The 26401-nt window shown below is 39.7% G+C and carries 15 protein-coding genes and 5 tRNA genes; 18 read left to right on the top strand and 2 right to left on the bottom strand.

Translation table 11 applies throughout. The features are described from left to right. The first annotated feature begins 3 nt into the window (after positions 1-3). The 9 genes from tolB to I6E80_RS06325 all read left to right on the top strand — a co-directional run bounded on the left by tolB (position 4) and on the right by I6E80_RS06325 (position 4883). Positions 4-1362 (top strand): Tol-Pal system beta propeller repeat protein TolB, encoded by a 1359-nt coding sequence (tolB, locus tag I6E80_RS06365; protein WP_024598709.1) that lies wholly within the window; start codon positions 4-6, stop codon positions 1360-1362. 34 nt (positions 1363-1396) lie between these two features. After that, positions 1397-1939 (top strand): peptidoglycan-associated lipoprotein Pal, encoded by a 543-nt coding sequence (pal, locus tag I6E80_RS06360; RefSeq protein ID WP_024597677.1) that lies wholly within the window; start codon positions 1397-1399, stop codon positions 1937-1939. A gap of 13 nt (positions 1940-1952) precedes the next feature. Continuing rightward, the gene (gene ybgF / locus I6E80_RS06355) at positions 1953-2699 is read left to right on the top strand and encodes a tol-pal system protein YbgF (RefSeq protein WP_076923802.1); all 747 of its coding nucleotides are present in this window, start codon (positions 1953-1955) and stop codon (positions 2697-2699) included. Positions 2700-2915: 216 nt separating this feature from the next. Beyond that, positions 2916-2991, top strand: a tRNA-Lys gene (locus tag I6E80_RS06350). Between the two features lie 70 nt (positions 2992-3061). Next, positions 3062-3134, top strand: a tRNA-Lys gene (locus tag I6E80_RS06345). Positions 3135-3221: 87 nt separating this feature from the next. Further along, positions 3222-3297: transfer RNA gene (locus I6E80_RS06340), tRNA-Lys, on the top strand. 62 nt (positions 3298-3359) lie between these two features. Beyond that, positions 3360-3435: transfer RNA gene (locus tag I6E80_RS06335), tRNA-Lys, on the top strand. 141 nt (positions 3436-3576) lie between these two features. Continuing rightward, positions 3577-4617, top strand: a complete 1041-nt coding sequence (gene nadA / locus I6E80_RS06330) for a quinolinate synthase NadA (RefSeq protein WP_007580396.1) — start codon at positions 3577-3579, stop codon at positions 4615-4617. A 176-nt stretch (positions 4618-4793) separates the two neighbouring features. Then, a tRNA-Ser gene (locus I6E80_RS06325) sits at positions 4794-4883 on the top strand. Positions 4884-4947: 64 nt separating this feature from the next. On the opposite strand, the gene I6E80_RS06320 is transcribed toward I6E80_RS06325, so the two are convergent. Further along, positions 4948-7626, bottom strand: a complete 2679-nt coding sequence (locus I6E80_RS06320; RefSeq protein WP_197185106.1) for a CHASE domain-containing protein — start codon at positions 7624-7626, stop codon at positions 4948-4950. An 809-nt stretch (positions 7627-8435) separates the two neighbouring features. On the opposite strand from I6E80_RS06320, the gene I6E80_RS06315 reads away from it, so the two are divergent. Both I6E80_RS06315 and I6E80_RS06310 read left to right on the top strand, forming a co-directional pair. Further along, positions 8436-9761, top strand: a complete 1326-nt coding sequence (locus I6E80_RS06315) for an OprD family outer membrane porin (RefSeq protein ID WP_197185105.1) — start codon at positions 8436-8438, stop codon at positions 9759-9761. A 96-nt stretch (positions 9762-9857) separates the two neighbouring features. After that, positions 9858-10724, top strand: coding sequence for an alpha/beta fold hydrolase (locus I6E80_RS06310; protein ID WP_197185104.1), 867 nt, complete (start codon positions 9858-9860; stop codon positions 10722-10724). Between the two features lie 71 nt (positions 10725-10795). Here the strand turns inward: I6E80_RS06310 and I6E80_RS06305 are convergent, their stop codons facing one another. Continuing rightward, complete coding sequence (locus tag I6E80_RS06305) at positions 10796-11185, bottom strand: DUF2750 domain-containing protein (RefSeq protein WP_024599157.1); 390 nt, start codon at positions 11183-11185, stop codon at positions 10796-10798. Positions 11186-11411: 226 nt separating this feature from the next. Here I6E80_RS06305 and I6E80_RS06300 point away from each other — a divergent pair, with 226 nt between their 5' ends. The 7 genes from I6E80_RS06300 to recD all read left to right on the top strand — a co-directional run bounded on the left by I6E80_RS06300 (position 11412) and on the right by recD (position 26276). Next, positions 11412-12455: an alkene reductase gene (locus I6E80_RS06300; protein ID WP_076923808.1), complete on the top strand. Its 1044-nt coding sequence runs from the start codon at positions 11412-11414 to the stop codon at positions 12453-12455. A gap of 201 nt (positions 12456-12656) precedes the next feature. Continuing rightward, positions 12657-14930 (top strand): TonB-dependent receptor, encoded by a 2274-nt coding sequence (locus I6E80_RS06295; protein ID WP_197185103.1) that lies wholly within the window; start codon positions 12657-12659, stop codon positions 14928-14930. Between the two features lie 123 nt (positions 14931-15053). Next, on the top strand, positions 15054-16181 hold the full coding sequence (locus I6E80_RS06290; RefSeq protein ID WP_197185102.1) for an alkaline phosphatase family protein: 1128 nt from the start codon (positions 15054-15056) through the stop codon (positions 16179-16181). Beyond that, positions 16178-17239: an alkaline phosphatase D family protein gene (locus I6E80_RS06285; protein ID WP_197185101.1), complete on the top strand. Its 1062-nt coding sequence runs from the start codon at positions 16178-16180 to the stop codon at positions 17237-17239. The genes I6E80_RS06290 and I6E80_RS06285 overlap by 4 nt, the downstream gene beginning before the upstream one ends. Before the next feature lie 151 nt (positions 17240-17390). Then, entirely contained in the window at positions 17391-20690 is a 3300-nt protein-coding gene (recC, locus tag I6E80_RS06280) for an exodeoxyribonuclease V subunit gamma (RefSeq protein ID WP_197185100.1), read from the top strand. Further along, a complete protein-coding gene (recB, locus tag I6E80_RS06275; protein ID WP_197185099.1) occupies positions 20677-24255 on the top strand; it encodes an exodeoxyribonuclease V subunit beta in 3579 nt (1192 codons plus the stop codon). The genes recC and recB overlap by 14 nt, the downstream gene beginning before the upstream one ends. Further along, positions 24252-26276 carry an exodeoxyribonuclease V subunit alpha gene (recD, locus tag I6E80_RS06270; protein ID WP_197185098.1) on the top strand — a complete coding sequence of 675 codons (2025 nt, stop codon included), beginning with the start codon at positions 24252-24254 and terminating at the stop codon, positions 26274-26276. Before recB ends, recD begins: the two co-directional genes overlap by 4 nt. Positions 26277-26401: the final 125 nt, after the last annotated feature.

Raw genomic sequence — 26401 nt, 5'->3', positions numbered from 1 at the left:
GATATGTTCAACAAAATAAAAATAGCCTGTTTAGTTTTACTGTTTGGGTTTGTGGGTGTTGCTAATGCAGCGCTTGAAATTGTAATAACTGAGGGTGTAGATGGTGCAAGGCCTATTGCTATAGTGCCTTTTAAATACCAAGGTGTTGGTCCAATCCCTGAAAAATTAAGCAGTGTTATTGCTGCCGACTTAATGCGCAGTGGTAAGTTTAAACCTGTAGATGTAGCGCAAATGCCACAACAGCCGACCAAAGATAGCGAAATTGATTACGCATCTTGGGTTAATAAAGGTGTGGAGGCTGTATTAGTGGGCGAAGTTGAGCAGCAAACTGATGGGCGTTACTTAGTGCGTTATGAGTTAGTTGACGTGATTCGTGGCCAAATTACTGGTGGCAACACACAAATGATGAGTAATGGTAAGTTAATCAAAAGCCAAGATCATATTTTAGAAGCGCGTGAAAGTGTTATTGGTGAAAGCGGTTTTCGCCGTTACTCTCATCGAATCAGTGACGTTATATATGAAAAACTTACTGGTGAGAAAGGCGCATTTTTGACTAAAATTGCTTATGTAATAGTGCGCGATAATGATGAAAAGCCTTACCAATTAGTTGTTGCAGACTATGATGGATTTAATGAGCAAGTATTGCTTCGCTCAAAAGAGCCATTAATGTCGCCAGCGTGGTCACCAGATGGTACTAAGCTAGCGTATGTAACGTTTGAAAACCGCCAAAGCCAAATTTATATTCAAGATATTTACACGGGTAAGCGCGAAATAATCGCAAGCTACCGTGGTATTAATGGCGCACCGCAGTTTTCGCCAGATGGCAAAAAGCTATTATTAGTACTTTCTAAAGACAAGACGGGTGCAACAGAAGTTTACTTGCTTGACCTGGCTACACGCAAAGAAACGCGCTTAACAAATCACCGTAGCATAGATACTGAACCATCTTGGCATCCTAATGGTCAAGATATTGTGTTTACATCTGAAAGGGGTGGTAATGCTCAGATTTATAAGTTAAATTTAAAAACAGGTAGGTCACAACGACTCACCTTTGATGGTGATATGAATCTTGCTGGTTCTATAACACCAGATGGAAAAGAATTAGTGATGGTTAACCGTACCAACGGGCAGTACCATCTTGCTAAGAAAGAGCTGGCTACAGGTGCGTTCCAAGTATTAACGAGAACACGCCTAGATGAATCACCGAGCATAGCGCCAAACGGTTCGATGATTATATATAGCACGCTTCATAATAATAAACAGGTACTTGCGCTAGTATCGATGGACGGCCGCTTTAAAGCACGGTTACCTGTGCTAGACGGACAAGTAAAGGCACCAGCTTGGTCGCCATACTTACAGTAATATTACTGGTTTACTCAAAATAGGAATCTACTCAATGCAACTTAACAAAATACTTAAAGGCCTGCTAATTGCTGTGCCAGTAATGACATTAGCAGCTTGTAGCTCATCTTCAGATATTGATGAAGGTGCTGCAAACCAATCAAATCAAGGCGTTGTTGAGCAATCAACTAACACTGATACAGTTGAAGTAGCTACAATCTCTCCTGAGCAACAAGCAGAAGAGCAACTTCGTCAAAAGTACGAAGCACTTCGCCAAGAGCAAGTAATCTACTTTGATTTTGATAAAGCGACAGTTGAAGGCAAATACGCTGATTTACTTCGTGCACATGCTGAGTTTTTAGTTCAAAACTCATCAGTTAAAGTACTAATTGAAGGCCACGCAGATGAACGCGGTACTCCAGAGTACAATATTGCACTAGGTGAGCACCGTGGCCAAGCAGTTGAAAAATACTTATTAAGCTTAGGTGTTTCAGCTAGCCAAATGTCAGTAGTAAGCTACGGTGAAGAGAAGCCAATGGTTAAGTCTCGCACTGAATCAGCTTTCGCTAAAAACCGCCGTGCGGTACTAGTTTACTAAGATAAGAGATATTATGAAGCCGAAAATTATTTTGGCAGCCATGATATTGAGCGGGAGCACCCAGTTAATGGCTGCTCCCGCTCCTGTTTCAGAAGCTGCGAGTTCACAATCAAGTATTGAGAAGCGATTAGCGTCACTTGAAAATATGATGCAGTCGCGTAACTTTTTGCAAGTAGAGTTACAACAACAGCTCAACTTATTACAAGACGAAGTAAGCCAAATTCGAGGTGTAACAGAAGAGCAAAGCTACAAGCTTGAAAAAGTACTGCAGCGTCAGCGTGAGTTGTACCAAGAAATCGAAAACCGCGTGAGCCAAGCTTATACACAGCCAGCAGCTCCGGTAGCCGATCAGGCACAGCCAAACGACGCACAGACCTATAGCAGTGACTTATCTGAAAACGAAGCTTATGAGCGCGCTGTTGCGTTAATAATGAAAGATAAACGCTACGATCAAGCGATCCCTGAATTTCAAACGTTTTTAACTACGTACCCAAACTCTGTATATGCATCTAATGCGCATTATTGGTTAGGGCAGTTGCTTACAATTAAGAATGATGGTGTAAAAGCGGTAGAGCACTTTAAAGTCGTTGTTAACGAATTTCCAAATTCTAACAAACGTCCAGATGCAATGCTAAAGTTAGGTACACTTTTACAAGATCAAGGTTCGGCGGAGCAAGCACAAAAAATATTGAGTGATCTTATCAATCAATACCCAAGTACAACCGCTGCAAAACTAGCGACTGATCGTTTAGGTAACTAGCGACTAAATTTTTAGTTAAGGCGAGCAAACTACATGGAAACTCTCGAAGAATCTTGGATTTGCATGTAGTTTGAGCACAAACGGTTTAATTTTGTGCATCTAGACATAAAAACTTAAAAAAAGAGACAATTTCGGTTGCACTCATTTTATAAATAAGTATTATAAGCGCCCGCAGCAAACGAATGGTTACCCCACTCGAAATGCGACAAAAAGAGCGGGTTATTAGCTCAGTTGGTAGAGCAGTTGACTTTTAATCAATTGGTCGATGGTTCAAATCCATCATAACCCACCATTCTTTGAATGGTCTTTTATCGGCGGATTTACGTAGAATACTAAGTTGTTATAAAACGCAACGTCAGAGCGGGTCATTAGCTCAGTTGGTAGAGCAGTTGACTTTTAATCAATTGGTCGATGGTTCAAATCCATCATGACCCANCCATTCTTTATTCCTTGTGAATAGTGTATGGCATCAATCGGCGGATTTACGTAAGCTTCATTCTTAATTGAAAAAGTGCATAGAGCGGGTTATTAGCTCAGTTGGTAGAGCAGTTGACTTTTAATCAATTGGTCGATGGTTCAAATCCATCATAACCCACCATTCTATGAGAGTTTTAATCGGCGGATTTACGTAAGTTTATTCAAACAGAATAACATTAGAGCGGGTCATTAGCTCAGTTGGTAGAGCAGTTGACTTTTAATCAATTGGTCGATGGTTCAAATCCATCATGACCCACCACTCTCTAATACTTTCCTTTATATTCTTTTTTAAATTCCCATTCTATTTTTTATAAACAGCTTTACTAGTTTGCTGTTATTTGTGTTTATATTCTCGTATAATTCGCCCTAATTAATGCACTGTAGATAAGTGGTCGAGAACATGAGTCTAGCTCAAACTATTATGCCTGAAGGTTATATTTTCCCCCCTAAGCCAGCACCGTTAACAAATGACGAGCAAGGCGAATATAAAGCGCGTATAAAACAATTACTAAAAGATAAAAATGCAGTACTTGTTGCACATTATTATACCGATCCTGAAATTCAAGCACTTGCTGAAGAAACTGGCGGCTGCGTTGCCGACTCGCTAGAAATGGCGCGTTTTGGTGCACGTCATGATGCAGATATGATCATCGTCGCAGGCGTGAAATTTATGGGCGAAACAGCCAAAATTTTAACGCCAAACAAAACGGTTGTAATGCCAACACTTGAAGCGACGTGTTCGCTAGATATTGGTTGTCCGATAGACGAGTTCTCAGCGTTTTGTGATGAGCACCCTGACCGTAAAGTGGTTGTGTATGCAAACACCTCTACCGCAGTTAAGGCGCGTGCAGATTGGATTGTAACTTCATCATGTGCACTTGAAATAGTAGAGCACCTTGATGAGCAAGGCGAAAAAATCATTTGGGGCCCAGATAAGCACCTTGGTAGCTATATTCAAAAAAATACCGGTGCTGATATGCTTATGTGGAATGGTGCATGTATCGTACATGACGAATTTAAAACTAAAGCCTTAAAAGATATGAAGGCGCTACACCCAGATGCAGGCGTATTAGTTCATCCTGAGTCACCAGCAGAAATTGTTGCACTTGCCGATTCGGTTGGATCTACGAGCCAATTAATTAAAGCTGCGCAAACAATGGACAATAAAAAGTTTATTGTAGCAACCGATCGCGGCATCTTTTATAAAATGCAGCAACTATGTCCAGATAAAGAGTTTTTTGCGGCTCCAACGGCAGGTGAGGGCGCTTCATGTAAAAGTTGCGCTCATTGCCCTTGGATGGCGATGAATGGCTTAAAAGCGATTGAGGAAGCCCTCATAAGCCCTAAAGGTAAAGAAGTATTCGTTGATATGGATTTACGCGAAGGCGCACTTAAGTCACTTAATCGCATGCTTGAATTTACTGCGAGCATGGCTAAGTAATTTTAAAAGTATAAATTAAAAACGGTTAAGTCTTAGATTTAGCCGTTTTTTGTGCCTATAGATAAGCTATTGCTTGATAAGTAAGCATTTAAAGGCTCATATTTAAAAATGCCTTGCACCTTAAGGGTCTATTTCATACTATAGCGCGCTGTTGCATTACACAATCGCAGCACTGTGGAGGGATGGCTGAGTGGCTGAAGGCGCACGCCTGGAAAGTGTGTTTAGGTTTATCCCTAACGAGGGTTCGAATCCCTCTCCCTCCACCATTATTCTTAGAACCCAGTTACTAATATTGAAAGGTATTAGTAACTGGGTTTTTTAATGCTTAAATTAGGTATTAACTAAATAGAGTGTTGATAACATGCCTATAAGTTCATGTTTTTCAATTGGCTTTGAAACGTAACCATCAAATAACTGCCTGTATATTTCTTTTTGTTCCGTAAAAACATTAGCGGTTAACGCGATAATAATTTGCTCGCTATCAAGGGCCTTAATTTGTTTACATGCCTGAAGGCCATCCATTTTTGGCATTTGAATGTCCATAAAAATAATGTCTGGCTTGTGTGACTCATATAACGAAACTGCTTCCAACCCATTATTTGCAATAATAATGGTGGCTTTAGTTGGTTCAAGCATTGCAGAAGCTACCAGTTGATTTATTTTGTTGTCTTCTGCTAATAAAATGGTTTTGCCAGTTAAATCAGGAAACTCAACATTTTTTGCTGTTAATATATTTTCATCAATCTGTGCTTGATCTAGTGGTAAGTAAACATAAAACTGGCTGCCTGAACCTAATTGACTTGTTACTTTTATTTCACCATTCATTAAGCCTATTAATGATTTAGTGATAGGTAAGCCTAGCCCTGTACCACCGTATTCGCGCGTAGTTGATTGCTCAGCTTGTTCAAAGCGCTCAAACAATCGCTCTATTGCCTTCTCAGAAATTCCAATTCCGGTGTCTGATATACTGCAACATATTTTGTTTTCATCAGTTAGTCTAAACGTTACTGTAACGCCACCTTTCGATGTAAACTTAATCGCATTAGATATTAAGTTTAAAAACACCTGTCTGAGCCTAACAGGGTCGCCCACCCAATGCTTATGCTTAATATTAATAACAAATTTAAGGTATATGTTTTTATCGCTAGCTTGCAGACCAAGATCAGACTCTAGGTGATGAATAAGTTCAAAAAGATCAAAAGGTTTATGCTCTAATGAAAGCTTGCCGGCCTCAATTTTAGAAAAATCGAGAATATCATTAATAATAGTGGTGAGTGAGCGGGTCGAATAAAGTGATTTTTTTAAATACTCTTTTGACTTTTCATTGAGGGGCTGCTCTTGCAATAACTGTAATGTGCCAAGTATGCCATTCATTGGGGTTCGTATTTCGTGGCTCATATTTGCTAAAAACTCAGATTTAGCCTGAGATGCTTGTTCAGCTAGTTCTTTAGCGTGTCCTAGAGCTTGTTCGTGATTAATTTGCTCTGTTAAATCATAAGCAATACCTAAATAGCCAACGATTTCATTTTCATTATTTAATAAAGAGGTGACACTTATATTAACTTGTATGTGCTCGCCTGTAGAAGAAATGTATGTCCACTGATTGATATCAGGCTCTGTAGCCGTTGCTTTTAAAATCAAGACTTCAAAACTAGGCGGTACAGCTTTATTTAATTCAGTACTAAGCTGGTTCGCTTTTTTTATTATTTCTTCTTTTAAATGAAAAATTGCTGGGTTTTCAATTCCAATAACATCTTGCGCTTTATAACCTAATAACTTTTCAGAGGCGGGGTTAAATAAAGTAATTAAGCCGTTTATGTCGGTTGCAATAATTGAATAACTGGCACTATTTAAAATACTTCGTTGAAGCATACTAATATCGGCAATTTCCTTAGTGCGTAGTTTTACTTCTTTTTCTAATTTTAAATTTGTTTGCTGAAGCATATGCTTATTTTGTCTAGCTTTGACAATTCTTCGCTGCGTTCGTTGTGCCCTACGGTAAAAAAATAGCTGTAGTAATAAAATTATAAACATGCAAATAAGAGTATAAAAAATACCATTGACAATAGCTTGATATTTACCCGGCAAATGCAATGTTTCAATAAATGCGTCTGAAGCACTAAGCGTGAGTTCCCATGTTCTTCCCATCACTTTAATTATTTTAGTTAACTGGTAATTAGCTGAATTGCTTTGAATACCGTAGCTAAAAAAGTCAGTTTTAGCGTTGTTAGCTATATCGCTAATGACTAGCTTATTCTCATCAACTAGCGAGAGAGAGTCTAAAATTTTATTTATTAATAATGGAGCGTATGCCCAGCCTAAGATCTCATTAATGCGTTGCTCTTTATTATCCGCAATCGTAATGCTTTTATAAATAGGCAGTAAAATTAAAAACCCTTGCAGTGATTGCTCATTAGCCTGTACTAAAGTTATAGGGCCCGTGAGTTGAGCCTTATTGTGAGAAGCTGCATTTAATGCTGCTTTTTTACGCATGCTCTCTGAGCCAATATCTAAACCTATTGCTTGTAAATTTTTATGTTCAGGAAAAATATACTGAATAATAAAATGTTCATTATTATCATTATTAAGCTGATTAAAGTTAAATGTTTGAGTGGGTCTATCATATTTTGCAGTATGTAAAAACTGGGTTAGATTCTTAGATGTTACCTTTCGAATGAAACCAATCCCGTTTGCACCGGGGAATTCTTGGCCATAGTTACGACTATTAGAGTAATTAGAAAATGTTTGGTAGTTTAAATTATTAACGCCTATACCGTGTATAAACCCTTTTAAACCGAAGAGCCCATATTTATATAAGTCGATTCTATTCGTTACGCCTGTTGAGAGCGTAGAAAGGCGGTTGTTAAGTGCTTCGTTTATTTTATAGTTAAGTGCGTTTTGGTGTTTAATGTGAGCGAAGAAAGTTAATACAATACCGCTGATAAGAAAAATGGCATGAGCAAGTATAGAGACTAAAAACCCTTTCCTAACCAGTCGTCCTGAGAACATTAACTCATCCTTTATTATTAATATGCTGAGTGCGTATCTACCTCTATTATCAAAATAAATATAGCACTTATTATTCAGGATACAACTTTGTTCATAATTAGAATATATATATTTTATAGAGGTTTAGAGCTCGAGAGTGAAAGGAAATTTAATTCTGAGTTTTATGAGTAAATAGAGAGTGTATATAAAGCTAATGATTTATATGCTTTCTATTATTTTAGAACTAGCGAAAAAGTATTGGTTTAAGGTGTTAAACCTTCCATGCTTTTTGATCTTTTACTGATAATTGCGATCCACATAACAATGTCGGTTAGCTTTTTATTACAGTGCAATAATATTTGAAGATTACACTGCCGATATATTACGGCATTTAAATGACTTAAGTATGTACCTAATAAATATAGCTTTCTTCAGGGCCATAATAAAACCATATATTTCTGTATACACGCTTCAACCTAATAGCTTAAGCAGTTCTTTATAATATAAATTTGGTAAGTGTAAGCTGAGTCAGATGAAATCGTAGTTATGATATTCTGAAAGTAAATTGGTTATACAACTAGTAGGAGTTGTATAACCAATTTCTCTGTTATTTTTGTATTCATCCGACACAAAAAAATATTTAATATTTTATAATATGAAAATTAAATCATTAAAAACTCATATTGTTCTATATTTAGTGGCATGAAAGAAAAGTCATTGCGTGAAATTTAATTACCTTATTACATGTTTGCCGTGTAGGTCGCAAAATATACACGCTGTTAAGCACTACACAGTCAAAATTTAAACAAAACAAGGTAACGGAGACAACTATGGCTCAACGGTTCTCTAAATCACTTGTGGCAACAAGCGCAGTATTAATATGTTTTTCTATTCCTTCGTATGCCGCTGTTAATGGACTGACAGAACAAGATGTGTTTAATATAAAACTCAGGTCAATTTATTTTGATCGTGACTACGATAACGATGCAAGCGACGATTCAACCTTCGCTCAAGGTATAGAACTCAATTACACCTCTGGTTATATAAACGACTTAGTTAGTGTGGGTGTATCGACCTACACCGTGATAAATATTAATTCTACGGGTTCAGCCGCAGGTAATATTTTACCAGCAGGTAATGAGAGCGGTGGAGTTGACGATAGCTTTTCTAAATTTGGTCAATATTTTTTAGATTTTAAATTGGGTAACAACGGTCACGTTAAAGTGGGCGGGCAAAAAACTAAAAGTATGTTGCTTAAAAGCTCTGGGAGTCGGGCTATTCCTAATACCTTTAGAGGTGTTTTTGGCGACTATAAAATTGGCAACACTAAGGTATATGGTTATGTATATGATAAATGGAGCCGACGACACGATGATAGATGGGAAGACTTTTCTACCGATCAATCGGCAACTGGCGCTATTAGTGTAATTTGGGGCGTAGGTGCTACGCACAAAAAAGACGATCTAACATTAGAGGCTGAATATTTAAAGTCCCAGAATTATCTAAGTAAAATGGGATTAAAAATCAGTTATGATATTAAACTTAAACAAAGTAGGTTAACACTTTCAAGTGGTATATTTACCTCACAAGATGATGGTGATTTATTTGTAACAGGCGCAGAGGGCGGCGATTTAGATGATGAAGATACACCTGGAGCATTAACAGGCTTAACTAAAAGTGAAAACGATGGATTTGCTTATTACTTAGATGCTGATTGGAAAAAAGATATTTGGAGCGCAGGTGCTGCATTTACGAAAGTAAGTGATGCTTGGATTGAAGATAACTTTAGTGGCGATCATGGGACAAATCCATTCCCGACGCGCTCCCTGATTGGTGCCGATTTAACAAACCAAAATGAAACATCATGGCAGGCACGCTTGGGTATTAACTTAAAAGCTGTATCGCCAGGGCTCAGTACTAAGTTTTATTACACTAGCGGTACGGGCGCCGAAAATTCAGCTTTAGGTCAAATAGGCGGTGAAGCCGAAGAAAAGTACTGGGCTTTAGATACACGTTATAAAGTTGAGGCAATAAAAGGTTTAAGCTTACGCTGGTTGTTTTTAGATTATATAACCGATAAAACAGGCAGTGTTGACGGTGTTAAAGGTGATAGAGCAGACCATCGAGTATATATGGATTACACTATTAAATTTTAAATGACTTTTAAAAACCAATGCTATTTTTATGCACTGGTTTTTTTTCTGATTACTATGATAAAACTGACAAATAAATAATAACAATTAAGTTAATACATGTTTTCTCTACAGCAGTGGCGTTCTCAGGGTTCATTCACCAAAATTAATGGCCATCAAATTTTTACTAAAACAGCCGGGGATCTAACAAACCCCGCGCTGCTTTTAATACATGGCTTTCCTAGCGCCAGTTGGGACTGGGAAGGTATGTGGCAAACGCTTAGCGATCATTATTTTGTGATCACACTCGATATGCTAGGTTTTGGTTTATCAGATAAACCAAAAAATGCAGACTATAAAATTACAGAACAAGCTGATTTATACACACAATTTTTAAAGCGTTTAAATATTAATGATGTGCATATACTAGCCCATGATTATGGCGATACAGTCGCTCAAGAGTTATTAGCAAGGCAAGTACATAATCAAAGTGCCATAACGATCAATAGTGTTTGCTTTTTAAATGGTGGACTGTTTCCAGAAGTGCACAGACCCTTATTTGTACAAAAATTATTATTATCTAAGCTTGGTTGGCTAGTGCCAAAATTAATAAATAAACAAAAATTTGCCAATAATCTAGTGACTATTTTTGGCAAAAATACACCGCCTACAACACAGGTAATAGACACGCTTTGGGAGCTGCTGATTTACAAAGATGGCTTAGCCGTTATGCCTAAACTCATTAGTTATATAATGCAGAGGCAGCAAAACCGAGAACGCTGGGTTGGTGCTATTGTAAATAGCCATATACCACTTACGTTTATAGCAGGCGCAGTAGATCCGATTTCTGGTAAGCACATGATTGAGCATTACAAAAAGTTGATACCAAACGCGAGTGTTAAAGAGTTCTCAGAGCTTGGCCATTATCCACAAGTAGAAGATGCAAATGCTATAACGCAAGCGTATTTGAGTTTTAGAAACGTGTAATAAAAACGCGGCTACTAAATTAAGTGCCGCGCTTATAAACTAAAGAACTCTGAGTATTTAGGCTTTACACCTTAGTACTTTTTCTTTGGCGCTTTTAACTGTTTTTCAAATTCATCTGAAAACAATATCGTACCGTCGTCTTCCTCAGTAGGAAATGCGGCAATAAGTAAATCATCTTCTTCAAGACCTGGCGTCCAGCGACTAAACCAATCTGCAAGTGGTATTGCTTTAGCGCTACAGCCAGCCCATTCGCCAGTAGCCCACGCTTCTGCAAATTCACGAGTTGGCCAAACAGGCACGCAATCGTCGTCTTCATTGGCAAGCATAACGCAGCCATCGTCGTCGTTTAAAATCCATACTTGCTTAAATTCTTGCACGGTTTCGAACATGTAAGCTAAGCGTTTTTTTGCCCCAAGGCCTAAAATTACTGCTTGTTGTTCGGTTGCATTTTCGCTCGTCATGATTGGCTCACTCTCGTTGCTATCGATATTTAATATATAGCGTACAAGTATATCGAGTTATATGACAGAGTGTTGAAAAGTTATTATTTAATTTCATTAATGCAGATCTAATTTATATATTGAGCAGTATAACTCCTCACTAATTTGAGCGATCATTCAAAATAAGCTTGAATGTTTGTAAAAAGGCCACATTGTAGTAAGCATATACTTAATGAAGGATTGAAAAATGACTACTGATTTACTTGCTCCGTTTAAACTAAATAACACAATTGAGCTTAAAAACCGTGTACTTATGGCGCCACTAACTCGTTGCATGGCTGACGATAACTTAGTGCCAACACAAGATATGGTTGAATATTATGCTCGCCGTGCCGAAACCGGTTTAATTATTAGCGAAGCAACTATTATTCGTCCAGACGCGCAAGGTTACCCAAATACACCGGGTTTATTTACCAGTGAGCAAATTCAAGGTTGGAAAAAAGTAACAGATGCAGTACACGCTAACGGCGGCAAAATGTTTGCACAGCTTTGGCATGTTGGTCGTGTTGCACATCCTCACTTTTTTGATGGCGATGTACTGGCACCATCTGCAATTGGTGTTGAAGGTTCTGTACCGCGCATGCGTGAGCTTACCTACATCACTCCAAAAGCAGCCACTACAGATGACATTAAATCTTTAGTAGCCGATTACGCAAAAGCGGCAGAAAACGCAATTGAAGCAGGTTTTGATGGTGTAGAAATTCACGGCGCTAACGGTTATTTAATTGACCAGTTTTTACATTATGCTGCAAATACACGCAGCGACGAATACGGTCAAACGCCTGAAAATATGTCGCGCTTTGCATTAGAAGTAACAGATGCGGTTATTGCAGCTGTTGGCAACGAGCGAACTGCACTTAGATTAACACCGGGTGCTTACTTTAATATGAGTGAAGATAACCGTGATAAAGCGGTATTTGACTACTTACTACCAGAACTAGAAAAAAGAGATTTAGCGTACTTACACGGCGGTATTTTTGACGACAGTACAGCGTTTGAGTCACTTGAGGGTAAAACTACATCTGAATTTTTACGTGCAGGCTACAAAGGTACATTAGTAGGTGTAGGCAGCTATAGTTTTGAGACAGCAAAAGAGGCCATTAACGACGCTAAGTTTGATTTAATCGCGATTGGTCGTCCACTTATTGCGAATCCTGATTACGTTAACAAAATTGCAAACGGTGAAGAACTAGTTCCGTACAGCGATGAAATGCTTGCCGAACTAAAATAAAGTACTATTTGTAAAAAGTTTAGAAAATAATTAAGACACTCAAGATAAAACCTTTGAGTGTCTTTTTTTGTACATATCCCCGCCATAAATCTCCCATATTTGTTTAACTTTTATGTAAATAAAGTTCATCCTCGTTGTCATATTTAAAATTCATACTGTGTCCGTTTTCATATTTCATAATTAAAATCAAACGGGACAACAATGTACGCTTTAAAAAACAAATCACTTTTGAGCATTGCTATTGCCATGGCTGTATCAACATCCGCTTACGCAAACGATAACGAAATTGAAGAAATTACAGTAACGGCAAAACCAACAAGTTACGCAAACAATGTTATTGAGCCTGCAATGCTTGAGCAACAAAGTTCGGTATCGAGCATATTATCGGTTATTGATAACTTACCGGGTATTAGTATTAACGAAGGTGATGCATTTGGTGGCGATGATTGGTCAACGACTATTACAATGCGTGGTTTTAGTATTGACTCAAACCAACAACAATTAGGTATGACTGTTGATGGTATTCCCAATGGTGGCTCTAATTATGGTGGCGGTGCTAAAGCTAATCGTTACTTGGAGAGCGAAAATTTAGCAACGGTAGAGGTTGGTCAAGGGACGTCTGACATTAAATCGGCTTCACTTGAAGCGCTTGGCGGTACATTTAATTTTGTAAGTAAAGCACCAAGTTTAGATAAAAGCACCACTTTTGCTTATACCTCAGGCAGTCACGATGCCACACGCTATTACGTTAAGCACGAAACAGGTACGATTTTTGATAATACACAAGCGTATGTAAGTTACTCGCAAACCGATACAAGCCGTTGGATTGGCTCAGGTAGTAATGGCGGGAAAGATAACCAACACGCTGAGCTTAAATTTGTAACTACGCTTACGGATTTAACCATTATTGGTCGTTTATCTTATGATGATGTAAGCGAGACAAACTACAATAGTGTAAGTATTGAGCAGTTTGAGCAAACACCAGATTGGGATCAGCTGACATGGAATTGGACTGGGGTCCCACATTTTGACCAAATGTTCGCAGAAGGCTGGGGTACGCTTCGCGAAAACACTCTAGCGTATTTAAAATTGGAATATGCACTTTCTCCAACATCACTTATTACCGTTAGCCCGTATTATCATAAAAATTCAGGGCGTGGGGATTGGATCCCACCGTATTTAACGACCCCTGTTGATGAAAATGGTAATCCAACAACTGAGGGCGGAACAAATGCTGGCTCTTACGGATTTGCTGATAGTGAAGGGAATCCGCTTGCACCAAACGAAGAATGTACGGCAAGTTTAAGCTGGCCATGGGAATCGGGTCCTGGTTTAAACCCAGCGTGTTACGACGATACAGCAACACCTGTTATGTCGTATCGCCATACGCATTACAAAAAAGACCGCCTCGGTTTAACGGCAAACTACCAAGCCACTTTTGGTATGCATGATATAGAAGCAGGTTTATGGTATGAACAAAGTGACCGTGAAGAATCTCGTGATTGGCACAAGGTAATTGATGCGCGTATTTATCATCACTTTGATAGCACTCCATACTGGACACAATACAAAAACACTTTTGAAACTGACACTCTAAAATGGTATGCGCAAGATTCAATGGCGCTTGGTGATTTTACACTTAACTTAGGTGTTAAAAAGTACCTTGTTGATATTGAAAAGTATGATCATTATCAAAATGCAACCACAGCAAAAATAAATAGTGATTCAGACATATTGTTCAGTGGCGGTATTTTGTATCAGTTAAATGACTCTACAGAGTTATTTACCAGTTACAGCGAAAATTTTGCGGCTATTAAAGACGGTGTACTAGAACGTGATAGCTCGGATTTATCAGCCATCGAGCCTGAAACCGCTGAGAATATTGACCTTGGTGTGCGCTATCAAAATAATGCGTTAAAACTAACAGCAACAGCGTATTCAATAGAGTTTGATAACCGTATTACCTTTATTGCACCTGGTAGCGATACAGGCGGTATTGATTACACAATAGGCACTAATGGCTCTTACTTAAATGTAGGTGGTATTGAGTCTAAAGGTTTAGAGCTTTCTGCAAGTTATATGCTTAATTCAGAGTGGAATATATATAGCTCGTATACAAATAACGACTCAGAGTACAAGGGCGACGCGCCAGGCTTTGAAGCAGGTGACAAAGTAATTGACTCAGTCGATGACTTATTCGTGCTATCGACAGACTACTACAGTGGGGATTTTCGTTTTGGGTTGTCGGCTAAATACACCGGCGAACGTGGTGAGGTTGACGGCTACACTGTGCTGGATTTAAATGCAGGTTACTCAGCAGAAGTAAATGCAGGCCCATTTAAAGCACTAGATATTGCATTTGTAGTTTATAACGTGACAGATAAAAGCTATCTAGCTGGCGGTACAGGCAATGGTACCACTTACTTTATAGGTGCTCCGCGTACAGCGGCAGTGACTTTAAGTGCTACTTTTTAATACTCAAAGTACGCAACTTATTATTCAATTATGTTAGTAAATCTCTTAACCAGAGTTCAGGTTAAATAGTAAATATTTTAAAGCCCATCACTGATGGGCTTTTTTAAAAGGTACACACATATTATGAACTCAGTAATAAAAGTAGTGGTATTTAGCTTAACTGTATTATTAAGCAATGCGGCTAATGCGGCGCAAAATGTAGTGCTGATAACGCTTGATGGAGTACGCTGGCAAGAAGTATTTAATGGGGCTGATAATAGCTTAATTAATAATACTGACTTTGTTAAAAAGCCAGAGCAATTAAAGACCCAATTTTGGGCAAAAACAGCGAATGAGCGCCAGCAATTATTAATGCCTTTTTTAACTCAAGTAGTGGCTAAAAAAGGGATTATAATTGGCGATAGAGCTAACGGCTCTACTATGTCGGTAAGTAACCCGTGGTATTTTTCATACCCTGGTTATAACGAAATACTCACCGGTGAAGTAGACGAAAATATAAATAGTAACAACAAATTGCTCAACCCAAATAAAACTATTTTAGAGCGTTTAGATAAGTTAACTGAGTTTAAAGGTAGCACAGCCTTATTTGGCAGTTGGGATGTATTTCCATACATTGTAAATACTAAGCGCAGTAACGTGTATGTAAATGCAGGTTTTATGTCAATTGAAGAGAATTTATTCACTGATGCGCCACTGTTAAATACGCTACAGAATGAAATCCCCAGTCCTTGGTATAACGTACGACTAGACAGTTTTACATATCGCTTTGCTAAAGCGTATATGTTGGCTAAAAAGCCTAAGTTGTTAGTGATAAGTTTAGGCGAAACCGATGACTTTGCGCATGATGGTCATTACGACCAATACCTTAAGTCGGCAAGGCAAAGTGACGCGTTTATAAAAGACTTATGGGCAACCATTCAAACTACAGCGGGTTATAAAGATAACACCACACTAATTATTACCACTGATCACGGGCGTGGCAATAATGCCAACGATTGGCAACATCACAGCTCTAAACGTGCACTTGCTGAGCTAGAGTTAGGTGCAAATACTTACCCAGAAGGAATTGTTGGCTCTGAACATATTTGGCTTGCAGCCATTGGTCCTGCAATAAGAGGCAGAGGCTTGATTAAAACTAAAAATGAGCTTAAACAAGCGCAAATAGCTGCGACCGTTTTAAAGGCGCTTGGGCAGAACCCAAATGAAATAAATTCAAATATGGCACCTGCTATTAGCGAGATTTTAAAATGAAGAACCTATTTAAACCATTGACCCTATCAGCCTTGGCGTTGAGTTTGGTTATTAGCGCGAATGTTACTGCCGCGCCATCTAAAATCCTGTTTGGTTCGTGTGGGCATCAAGATAAAAACATTCCCATATTTAATGCAATTAATAAAGAGCAAGGGGATTTGTTTATATTTCTGGGTGACAATATTTACGGCGATACCAACGATATGGATGTACTTGCCAATAAGTATCAACGTTTAGGGGCAAAGCCTGGTTTTAAAACGTTAAAAGCGCAAACGCCTATTATTGCTATGTGGGATGACCACGATTTTGGTCAAAACGATGCAGGTAAAGAGTATCCGCATAAAGAGCAATCACGCCAAATTATGCTTAATTTTTGGGATGAACCTGCAAACTCAGCGCGTCGCACTCGCCCTGATGGAATTTATACCTCGTACATGTATGGTGAAAATGAGCAAACCATACAAGTAATAATGCCTGATTTACGTTGGAACCGTGATGCGCTAAACCATGTAGGTGAGCTTGAATACTACACTAAGCGCAAACTTAATAACCAAGGCCCGTATAGTCCTAGTGAAGTGAAGGGCGCATCAATGCTAGGTGAAGCCCAGTGGCAATGGCTTGAGCAAGAGCTTAAAAAGCCCGCAGCAGTAAAGCTAATTGCCTCAAGCTTACAGCTTTTACCCGATTTTACAGGTTGGGAGTCATGGGCAAACTTTCCTGATGATAGAAACCGTTTATTTGCATTGATTAAAAAGCATAAAGTAAATGGGGTAGTGATTATAAGCGGTGACACACACTGGGGTGAAATATCTAAGTATCAGCAAAACCTTGATTACCCATTAATTGAGATGACCAGCTCTGGCTTAACTGAAAAGTGGAAAGACGTAAGCCCTAACAAACACCGAGTAGGGGACTTTACTCATAACGTAAATTATGGTGATTTAAGCGTAGACTGGCAACAAACAGATCCCGCTATTTCACTTAAATTAAAAGGCATTGATGGCGAAGTAATAATGCAAAGTGACTTTAGTTTATCAAGTATTAGCCCTTATAAATAAACTCACTACTACGCACAGTATATAAAATAGATGCTGTGCGTTTAAATTACTTGCTAACTCTCTGATTTATTAATACCAATTACCTGTTTGCGCTACCCCTAATATTGAAAATATCTTACACTGGTTTTATCTCAAGCAAGGTCAGTGTTATATGCTAAATATTATTCAATCAAACCGTATGGAAGCCCTGCAAGCGCAGTTCCACCAGCTGTTAAAAGTAAACCCATTGCAAAGCCCGTTCGACAAAGAAGTAGTGCTAGTGCAATCGCCGGGTATGTCGCAGTGGTTAAAAATAGGTTTGAGCGAAAACTTAGGGGTTGCAGCGCAGGTGGATTTTCCGCTGCCGTCGAGCTTTATTTGGCAGTTGTATCAGCAATTACTGCCAAATGTCCCTAAAGAGTCGGCATTTAACAAGCCCAACCTTGCTTGGAAACTATTTGCAATTTTACCAAACTGTATTGATGAGCCATTATATTTGCCGCTAAAAACCTATTTAGAGGGCGATATTGACGGGCAAAAAACTTTTGCGCTGTGCGAAAAAATAGCCGACGTGTACGACCAATATTTAATGTACCGACCACACTGGATAGCCACATGGGATAGCGGCAAAGATGAGCTTGATGATGTAGATGTAGCCATTGCACCATGGCAACCTGACTTATGGCGACGCATTGTAAAATTAAGCCAAGACCTTGGGCAAAGTCAATTTCATCGCGCTAATATGCAAGGGCAGTTACTTGCAGCGCTTGAGACTATGGATAATAGCTTACTGCCACAACGCATTAGCTTATTTGGTATATCTGCGATTGCCAGCTCCCAGCTAGACGTATTTGAAGCGCTGAGTAAAAAAACAGAGGTTATATTATTCTTTTTTAACCCAAGTGAGCATTACTGGGGCGATATTATAGATGAAAAAACAGCGGCTAAAATAAGCGCTAAATACGCTAAAATGCCGCTGGTGGAAGCACAACAAAAAAAACAAACCAATCCAGATGAAGAATACTACTTTATTGGTAATCCGTTGTTATCGTCGTGGGGTAAATTAGGCCGCGACTATTTTGAACAACTTGTACAGTTAGATGCCCGTTGGATTGATGGTTTTATTGATGTGTTTGACGACACCTTACTAGGGCAAGTACAAAGCGAGATTTATCAGCTTGCGTTTAAAGGTGAATCGCTGACCGATAACAAAGAGTGGTTTATAAACGACGAAGGTAAATTACCAATCAGCGCAACCGACACCAGCATTACGCTCAGCGATTGCCATACACCGCTCAGAGAAGTTGAGCGCTTGCACGACTACTTACTTAACTTGTTTAATCAAAACCCGGCGCTTACCCCCAAAGACATAATTGTCATGATGCCCGATGTAGGCACTTACAGCCCCTACATTGAAGCCGTATTTGGCGGGGCACAAGGCAGCCGTTTTATTCCATACGCATTGGCCGATTTAGCCATAGAGCAAGAAAAGCCCGTGCTTAGCTCATTTGCTAGTTTAGCTAACTTACCGTTTTCGCGCTTTGGTGTGTCGGATATTCTTGATTTACTGCAAGTAACGCAAATTGCCGAAAAATTTGGCCTTGAAGCGCACGAGTACGAGCAAATTCAATACTGGCTTGAGCGGGTGGGCGTAAAATGGGGTATAAATGCTGAGCATAAAAGCAGCTTTGATTTACCCGCTATTGATTTAAATACATGGCAACACGGGCTTAACCGCTTATTGCTTGGCATAGCGCAGCGCGACGAGCAATGCCCGTTTAATGGTATTTACAGCGCCGATGAAGTAGAAGGCATGGCGCTTGATACACTCAACAAGCTCGTGCACTTTATTGATGTACTGCAAAGCTTTAAAGAGCAGCTAACGCCTGATGATACGCTCACTAATAAAGCGCATATTTTAAGTGAGTTATTAAACGCGATATACGAAAGTGACAGCGATGACAGCTGGGATTTATTAGTACTTCAAAACGTGCTTGAAGAGTTACAAAAACACCACGACAATGGTGATTACAGTAAAGCGGTTTCGCAGCGTATTGTTAGTTACTTAATTAAACAAGGCATTCAAGAAAAAGGCGTTGGGCAGCGATTTTTGGTTGGGCAAGTAAACTTTTGTACGCTTATGCCCATGCGCGCCGTACCATTTAAAGTGGTATGCATGCTGGGCTTAAACGATGCTGACTACCCGCGTAACGTACAACCCATTGGTTTTGACTTAGTGCCTTACTCTAAAAAGCAAAAAGGTGACCGATCACGTAAATTAGATGACCGCTACTTATTTTTAGAAGCGCTACTGAGTGCCCGCGACAACTTATACATGAGTTACATTGGTCGCTCGTGTTTTGATAACCAACCGCGCATGCCATCAACGCTTGTAAGCGAGCTGTTAGAATATATTGGGCGTAGTTTTGTATTAAGCGAAAAGAGTGAAAAAGCGCTGCCCGCATGTCTAATTAATCAGCAGCATTTACAGCCCTTTAATAGCCATTATTATTTAGCAGACGAACAATCCAATACTGTGCTGAGTAACCACAGTTACAATCCAATTTGGCTGCCAAGTGAGTCAATTAAACCACAGCCGGTTATTGCACTTGATGTGACTGTGCCAGAACAGTTAGATCTCGATGTGTTTATTAAAAGTGTGTGCAGCGCACAAGAGAGCTTTTATCAACAAACATTAGGTTTACGCCTGCCACAATTTAACGAAGTAGCAAAAGACGAAGAACCATTTAGCCTAGATGCGCTGCGCCGTTATTTTTACCTTGATGAAATACTTAAAGCCAATATAAACGAGCAACCACTGAGTACCGAGCAAATACTGCAGCGGGGTGAGTTACCTCAAGCCAATGTAGGCAGTCTCATATTTGAGGGTATGGAGCACCGAGTTGACGCGCTTGCAGGGCAAGTTAAAGAGCACATTAAAGGCGGAAAAAGTGAGCCAATAGAAGTTTTGCTTACTATTGAAAATACCAAAATAGAAGGCTGGCTAAATCATGTTTATTTGCAAAAACAAGTGTTTTATCGCAGCGCGAGTATTAAAGCCAAAGATTTAATTAAAGGCTTTATTTATCATCTTGCAGCGCAAAGTATGGATCAACAAGTAGAAACATTGTTACTTGGGCTTGATAAGCAAATTACCTTTGCGCCAATTAATAAAGCTGATGCCGATGCACTATTAGCCGATTGGTTTGAGTTATACAAAGCGCTACGCAAAGAACCCGTGCCATTTTTTCCGGTAAGTGGTTATGAATACGTTAAAAGCGGCGGCGATATAACAAAAGCAATGAGCAAATTTAGCCCGCAATACATAGGTCGAGGCGAGGGCGAAAATCCGTATATTCGCTTGACGGTGCAATCGCTAAACGATTGCCAAGAAGAATTTATAAAATGGAGTGACAAATTGCTCACGCCTTTATTTGAACACGCAAAGGAGAGTGACCATGCAAGCGCTTAATCCTCTTACTATGCCGCTCATTGGCCAAAGTTTAATAGAAGCCAGTGCGGGTACTGGTAAAACCTATACAATTACGGGGCTGTATTTACGTTACTTGTTAGGCATGCAAATAGAAGGTGAGTTAAATACGCCGCTTAGCGTTGAGCAAATTTTGGTAGTAACCTTTACCGACGCGGCCACACAAGAAATTAAAGACCGCGTGCGCAGCCGAATTATTGCTGCGCGCGATGCACTGCTTGGGCAAGACCCAAACGACGAACTCATTGAAGGCGTAATTGCCAAAATTGATGATAAACACCGCGCCTTTGATTTACTCGATGCAGCTGCTAAATCAATGGACGAAGCCGCTATTTTTACTATTCATGGCTTTTGTCAGCGGATGCTAAAACAACATGCGTTTGAGTCGGGAGTGGCGTTTAATCTCGAATTTATTTTAGATGAGCGTGACATACTGCTCGAAACCATTAAAGATTTTTGGCGTGCGTTTGTATACCCACTTAATAAAGAACGCACCGATGCTATTTTAGATGTGTTTGCCGCACCCGAGGCTTTATTCGCTCAAGTGGCGAGCATTTTAAATAAAGCTAATGCGCACATTACGCCACAAATAAATTTAGATGATGTATGGAAAGCCCGTGACGAGTACATAACCCGTGTACCCGCATTTAAAAAAGCGGTGTTAGAGCAAGAGTTTATCGGTGCCATTAAAAGCTCGGGTTTAAGCGGGTCTAAAACGCCAGCACGAAAAGGCAGCCTTGGTGCGCTCGAGGCATTTTGTTTGGGCGGCGATTTGTTTTTTGAATTTGGCACTAACAAGTATTCGTTTGAAGTGTGGAGTACAGAAAACTTAAGCGATGCGAGCAATTATAAAAAAAATCAGCCATTATTTGTGCATCCATTACTGAGTCAGTTTGACGAGCTTGCCGCCCTTAATAACACCATAAACCAAGGGCTCAAAATAGCAGTTATACAACATGCAGCACGCTGGGTAAAAGCCGCAATAATTAAGCGCAAGCAAGAGCAAAGCGTTATCACCCCAGATGACTTATTGACCAATTTATACAGTGCGCTTAATAACGAGCAAGGCGACGTACTAGCACAAAAAATTGCGCAGTTGTTTCCGGTTGCCATGATTGATGAATTCCAAGATACCGATCCCATTCAGTACGGTATTTTTAGTAAAATTTATGGGCAACAAAATACCACGCTTGCCATGATAGGCGACCCCAAACAGGCTATTTATGGCTTTAGGGGCGCAGATATTTTTACGTATATTGGCGCAAAAGAAGCTGTACAGACTGATCAGCAATTTACGCTAGGTACTAACTTTCGCTCAAGCACCGATATAGTAAATAGCGTTAATAGTTTATTTGGCAAACACGCTAACAGCTTTATTTATAACGACGCCATACCGTTTAACGCAGTAGCTGCTAAAGGTAAAAAAGCGGAAGACTCTTTTTTAATTGATGGCAAACCCGCGACCGCATTCGAATTTAACGTATTTGTAGATGAAGCCGCAGACGAAAAAAACAAACCAACCAACAAAGGTGTAGGGCAAGCACATTTAGCCACTCATTTTGCTAATAAAATAGTGACCCTGCTTGAAAAAGCAAAACAAGGTAATGCCTGTATTGGCAGTACTCCTGTAAGCGCTGCCGATATTTGTATATTAGTGCGCGACCGTGTTGAAGCACAAATAATGAAAAAAGCGCTTAGCGAAGCCAAAATAGCCAGCGTGTATTTATCGCGCGAAAGTGTTTTTAGCCAAGAGCTTAGCCATCACCTACTTAACTTTTTAACGGCGCTGCATGGGCAATATGACGAGTCACTGCTGCGCGGTGTATTAGCTGGCCCGTTATTTTGTTTAAGCTATAACGAAATACACGCACTCGCCGATGATGAAAATAAATGGCAAGAGCATTTAAACTTTTTTGCACAGCTTAGCCACATTTGGAACAAGCAAGGCGCTATGGCTATGCTTGAGCGCTTAATGAGTCACAACCAACTTAGCGCTAAATGGCAAGGTTTAGGGTATAACGTAGAGCGTTGGCTGACGGACTTTAGGCATTTGGGCGAAATACTTCAACAAAAACAAATAGAGCTTGAAGGCACGCTACGTTTACTGCGCTGGTTTGCACAAAAGGTAAGCCAACAAGACGGTGAAACAGTACAAGTACGCCTAGAAAGTGACGCCAACTTAGTTAAAATTGTCACTATGCATGCCTCAAAAGGGCTTGAATACCCACTGGTATTTATGCCGTTTGCCAGTGGCTATCGCGAAACAAAAGAAGCGCTTTATCACGATAACGGCAAGCTAATTTACGATTTAAGTAAAGACGAAGATGCACTTCAAAAAGCAGAGCAAGAGCGCCTAGCTGAAGATTTACGCCTGCTTTATGTAGCTCTCACGCGGGCTGTGCATTTTTGTGCACTGGGTGTTTATAACATTGGGCAAGGGCAAAGTAGTCGCTTAGCTATGCAAAGTAGTGCACTAGGACACGTTTTATTTGCAGGGCTTGAGCTTGCCAGTAGCCAAACATGGCGCACGCATTTAAGTGAGTTTTGCGATGCTAATAGCGCGATGGGCTATCAGCAATTTACCTCACACACATTATTAGAGCAGGGAACACTTAGTTTTAATAATAGTGAAAGTGCGCAGCAAACATTAACTGTTAATAGTGTAACGGCAACTATTGAGCGTAATTGGCGAGCAACCAGCTTTAGTGCGTTGAGCTTTAAAAAGCATAGCGACCAATTAGCCCCAGGGCGAAGTGATGAAGATCACGAAAAAGACGAGTTCGCAGTGCAAGAGGACGAACTACCATCACCTTATAGTTTTCCTAAAGGGGCAAAGCCCGGTAGCTGTCTGCACGAAATATTTGAACAAATAGATTTTACTAGCCCAGTAGTTCATCCAACTAATACCGAGCAAAACTTATCTGAGGTAGTTAAGCGCAGCCTTGAAAAATACCACATAGGTGAGCAATGGCGAGAAGTGGCTGAAAAATGGGTGCTTGATGTTCTTGCGTGCCCCCTAGATAACAGCTCTCTAGAAAACAGCCTTCTTTCATTGGGTGTGCTTGCACCCAATGATTGCCTAGTCGAAATGGAATTTAATTTACCACTTGAGAGCTTAAGTGCACCTAAGCTAAACGAAATGTTGGTTAAACATTTTGGTTTTACGCAAAGTAAGCTTGAGTTTTCGCAAGTAAAAGGCTTGTTAAAAGGCTTTGTCGATTTAATATTTTGCTACCAAGGTAAGTATTATATTTTAGATTATAAGTCTAATTATTTAGGCAGTACGCCAGCTGATTACGAAGGCGATATGCTTGAGCAAGCGATGAGCAGTCATCAATATCATTTACAGTATTTAATCTACACGGTAGCGCTGCATCGTTTATTAAAACAACGTATAGCTGATTATTCAATTGAAACCCATTTAGGCGGCGTGTATTACACTTTTTTACGTGGAATGCCAGCAGGGCAAGGCGTGTACTTTAAAAAGCTAACTGTAGAACAAGTGATTATTTTAGATGGCTTATTTAGCCAAGGAGCCATGCTATGAGCGATTTAAATGAACAACCTGGCTTGTTTGACGATATTGATCAAGCGCCTAGCGATGAGCCTCTAAATATTCTTAAATCACAAAATGAGGTGGCTGTAAAATATTCAATTACCGAAGTGCCGTTACTTGAGTATTTATTAGTTGAAAAACGATTACGTGTAGTTGATGTTAAGCTCGCTGAATTACTGAGTACTAATGGCATAGAGCAAACACATAATGAACTATTTTATATTGTTTTATTACTGTGCTTATCGCAGCAAAGTCAGCACAGTTGTTTAACCTTAAATGAAGTTGATTGGAGCAATCCTTTTAACTTGCGCAAAGGTGACTTTAATAAACTCGATGGCAATGTACCCAGTACGCTAAGCCCGTTTAGTGATGACTTTGATGTACACACAGCGGTTAGTTATTTACAAAACCATGAAAGCGTTGGCGAGAGTAAGCCATTGCAATTATTTAACGAGCGACTTTATTTTTCGCGCCTTGCAGGTTATGAGCAAACACTTGCTGATAGACTATTAAGCATGAGCGAGCGAAAGCTCAATATTAATAATGAAGTATTAGCAGGGCTTTTAAATACCTATTTTCCTGCTGATTCAACTGTTGAAACTGATTGGCAAAAAGTGGCGTGCGCGATTGCGGCCACCAAAGGCTTTAGTGTGATCACGGGTGGCCCAGGTACAGGTAAAACTACCACAGTGACTAAGTTGCTGGCTATTTTGCAGTCACTTTATGAAACAGCACCCCTTAGTATTAAGCTGGTGGCCCCTACAGGTAAAGCAGCTGCACGTTTAAGTGAGTCTATTTTGGGCGCTAAAAATAAGCTCACAACGATTCCTGATGATATAAAAACACTGATACCGCAAAGCGCTCAAACGATTCATCGCTTGTTAGGTGTAAAACCGTTTACTAATAAATTTAGGCATAACAAAAGCAATCCGCTGCATTTAGATGTACTAATTATTGATGAAGCCAGTATGGTCGATTTATCGCTGATGGCTAAATTAATAGAAGCACTGCCCGCGCACGCGCGGTTAATACTCTTAGGTGATAAAGATCAACTTGCCTCAGTAGATACCGGCAGCGTAATGAGCGATTTATGCCAAGGTTTAACACTTGGACAAACGCCACGCTATTCGCAAGCACGTTGTGATGAGTTAAATAATTTATGCTTTAATAACGAGGCTAAACTTGCAGCGCAAAGTGCGAGTGAATTTAAACTCGCAGATTGCATTGCCTTTTTACAACACAGTTATCGATTTGACGCACAAAGCGGTATTGGTCAACTTGCACTTGCGGTAAACACCAATAACACCGGTATTTTAAATTACGTAGAACAAGAAAGTACTGAAGGGCGCTTTAACGATGTAATTTTAGATTACGACTTTGTAGCAAAACCGATTGAAAAACTCGTTAAAAGTGCAGCAAGTCATTATGCAAAATACCTTAACTTAATTGCCCAAGGTGCAGGTGTTGCACAAGTGCATGCTGCTTTTGCTAGTTATCAGCTTTTAGCTGCGGTACGAGAGGGCGATTACGGCGTGCATAGCTTAAATCAACGAATAGAGCGCGTGTTGCAACAGCAAGGTTTAATTACCGTAAGTCCTAATACTCACCACTATACGGGTATGCCTATTATGGTGAGCCAAAACGATTACCAGCTTAAGTTATTTAACGGTGATATTGGTATTTTAATGCCAGATGAAAGTAATCAACTCAAAGCCATATTTATTGATGAGCAAGGTAACCAACGAGCATTTTCGCCTGCACGACTCCCCGCACACGATAAAGTATACGTAATGACCATTCATAAATCACAAGGCTCAGAGTTTAACTACACCGCTATGGTATTGCCACCGCTAAAACAAGCGCGCATGGGTATAAACAGGCAATTAGTTTATACGGGTATAACCCGCGCTAAAAATACCTTTGAGCTGGTGGCTGATAAAAAAGTACTGCAATTAGCAATGAATAAAAGCGTATCAAGAGCATCTGGTTTATATGAAAGGCTAACTTTTTAAGCTGTTAGTAATAGCATAGCACCGAGACGGTTAGATAAATACATTCTCATTCATGTAGAAATTAATACGCGAAAGTGGTTAAAGTTCTTATTATTTATCGCGTTATGATAAATGTCTTCTATACT

The organism is Pseudoalteromonas sp. NSLLW218, from assembly GCF_015864775.1.
GTDB lineage: Bacteria > Pseudomonadota > Gammaproteobacteria > Enterobacterales > Alteromonadaceae > Pseudoalteromonas.
Note: the sequence above shows the minus strand (reverse complement) of the source record. Positions and strands in the feature narration are given on the sequence as shown.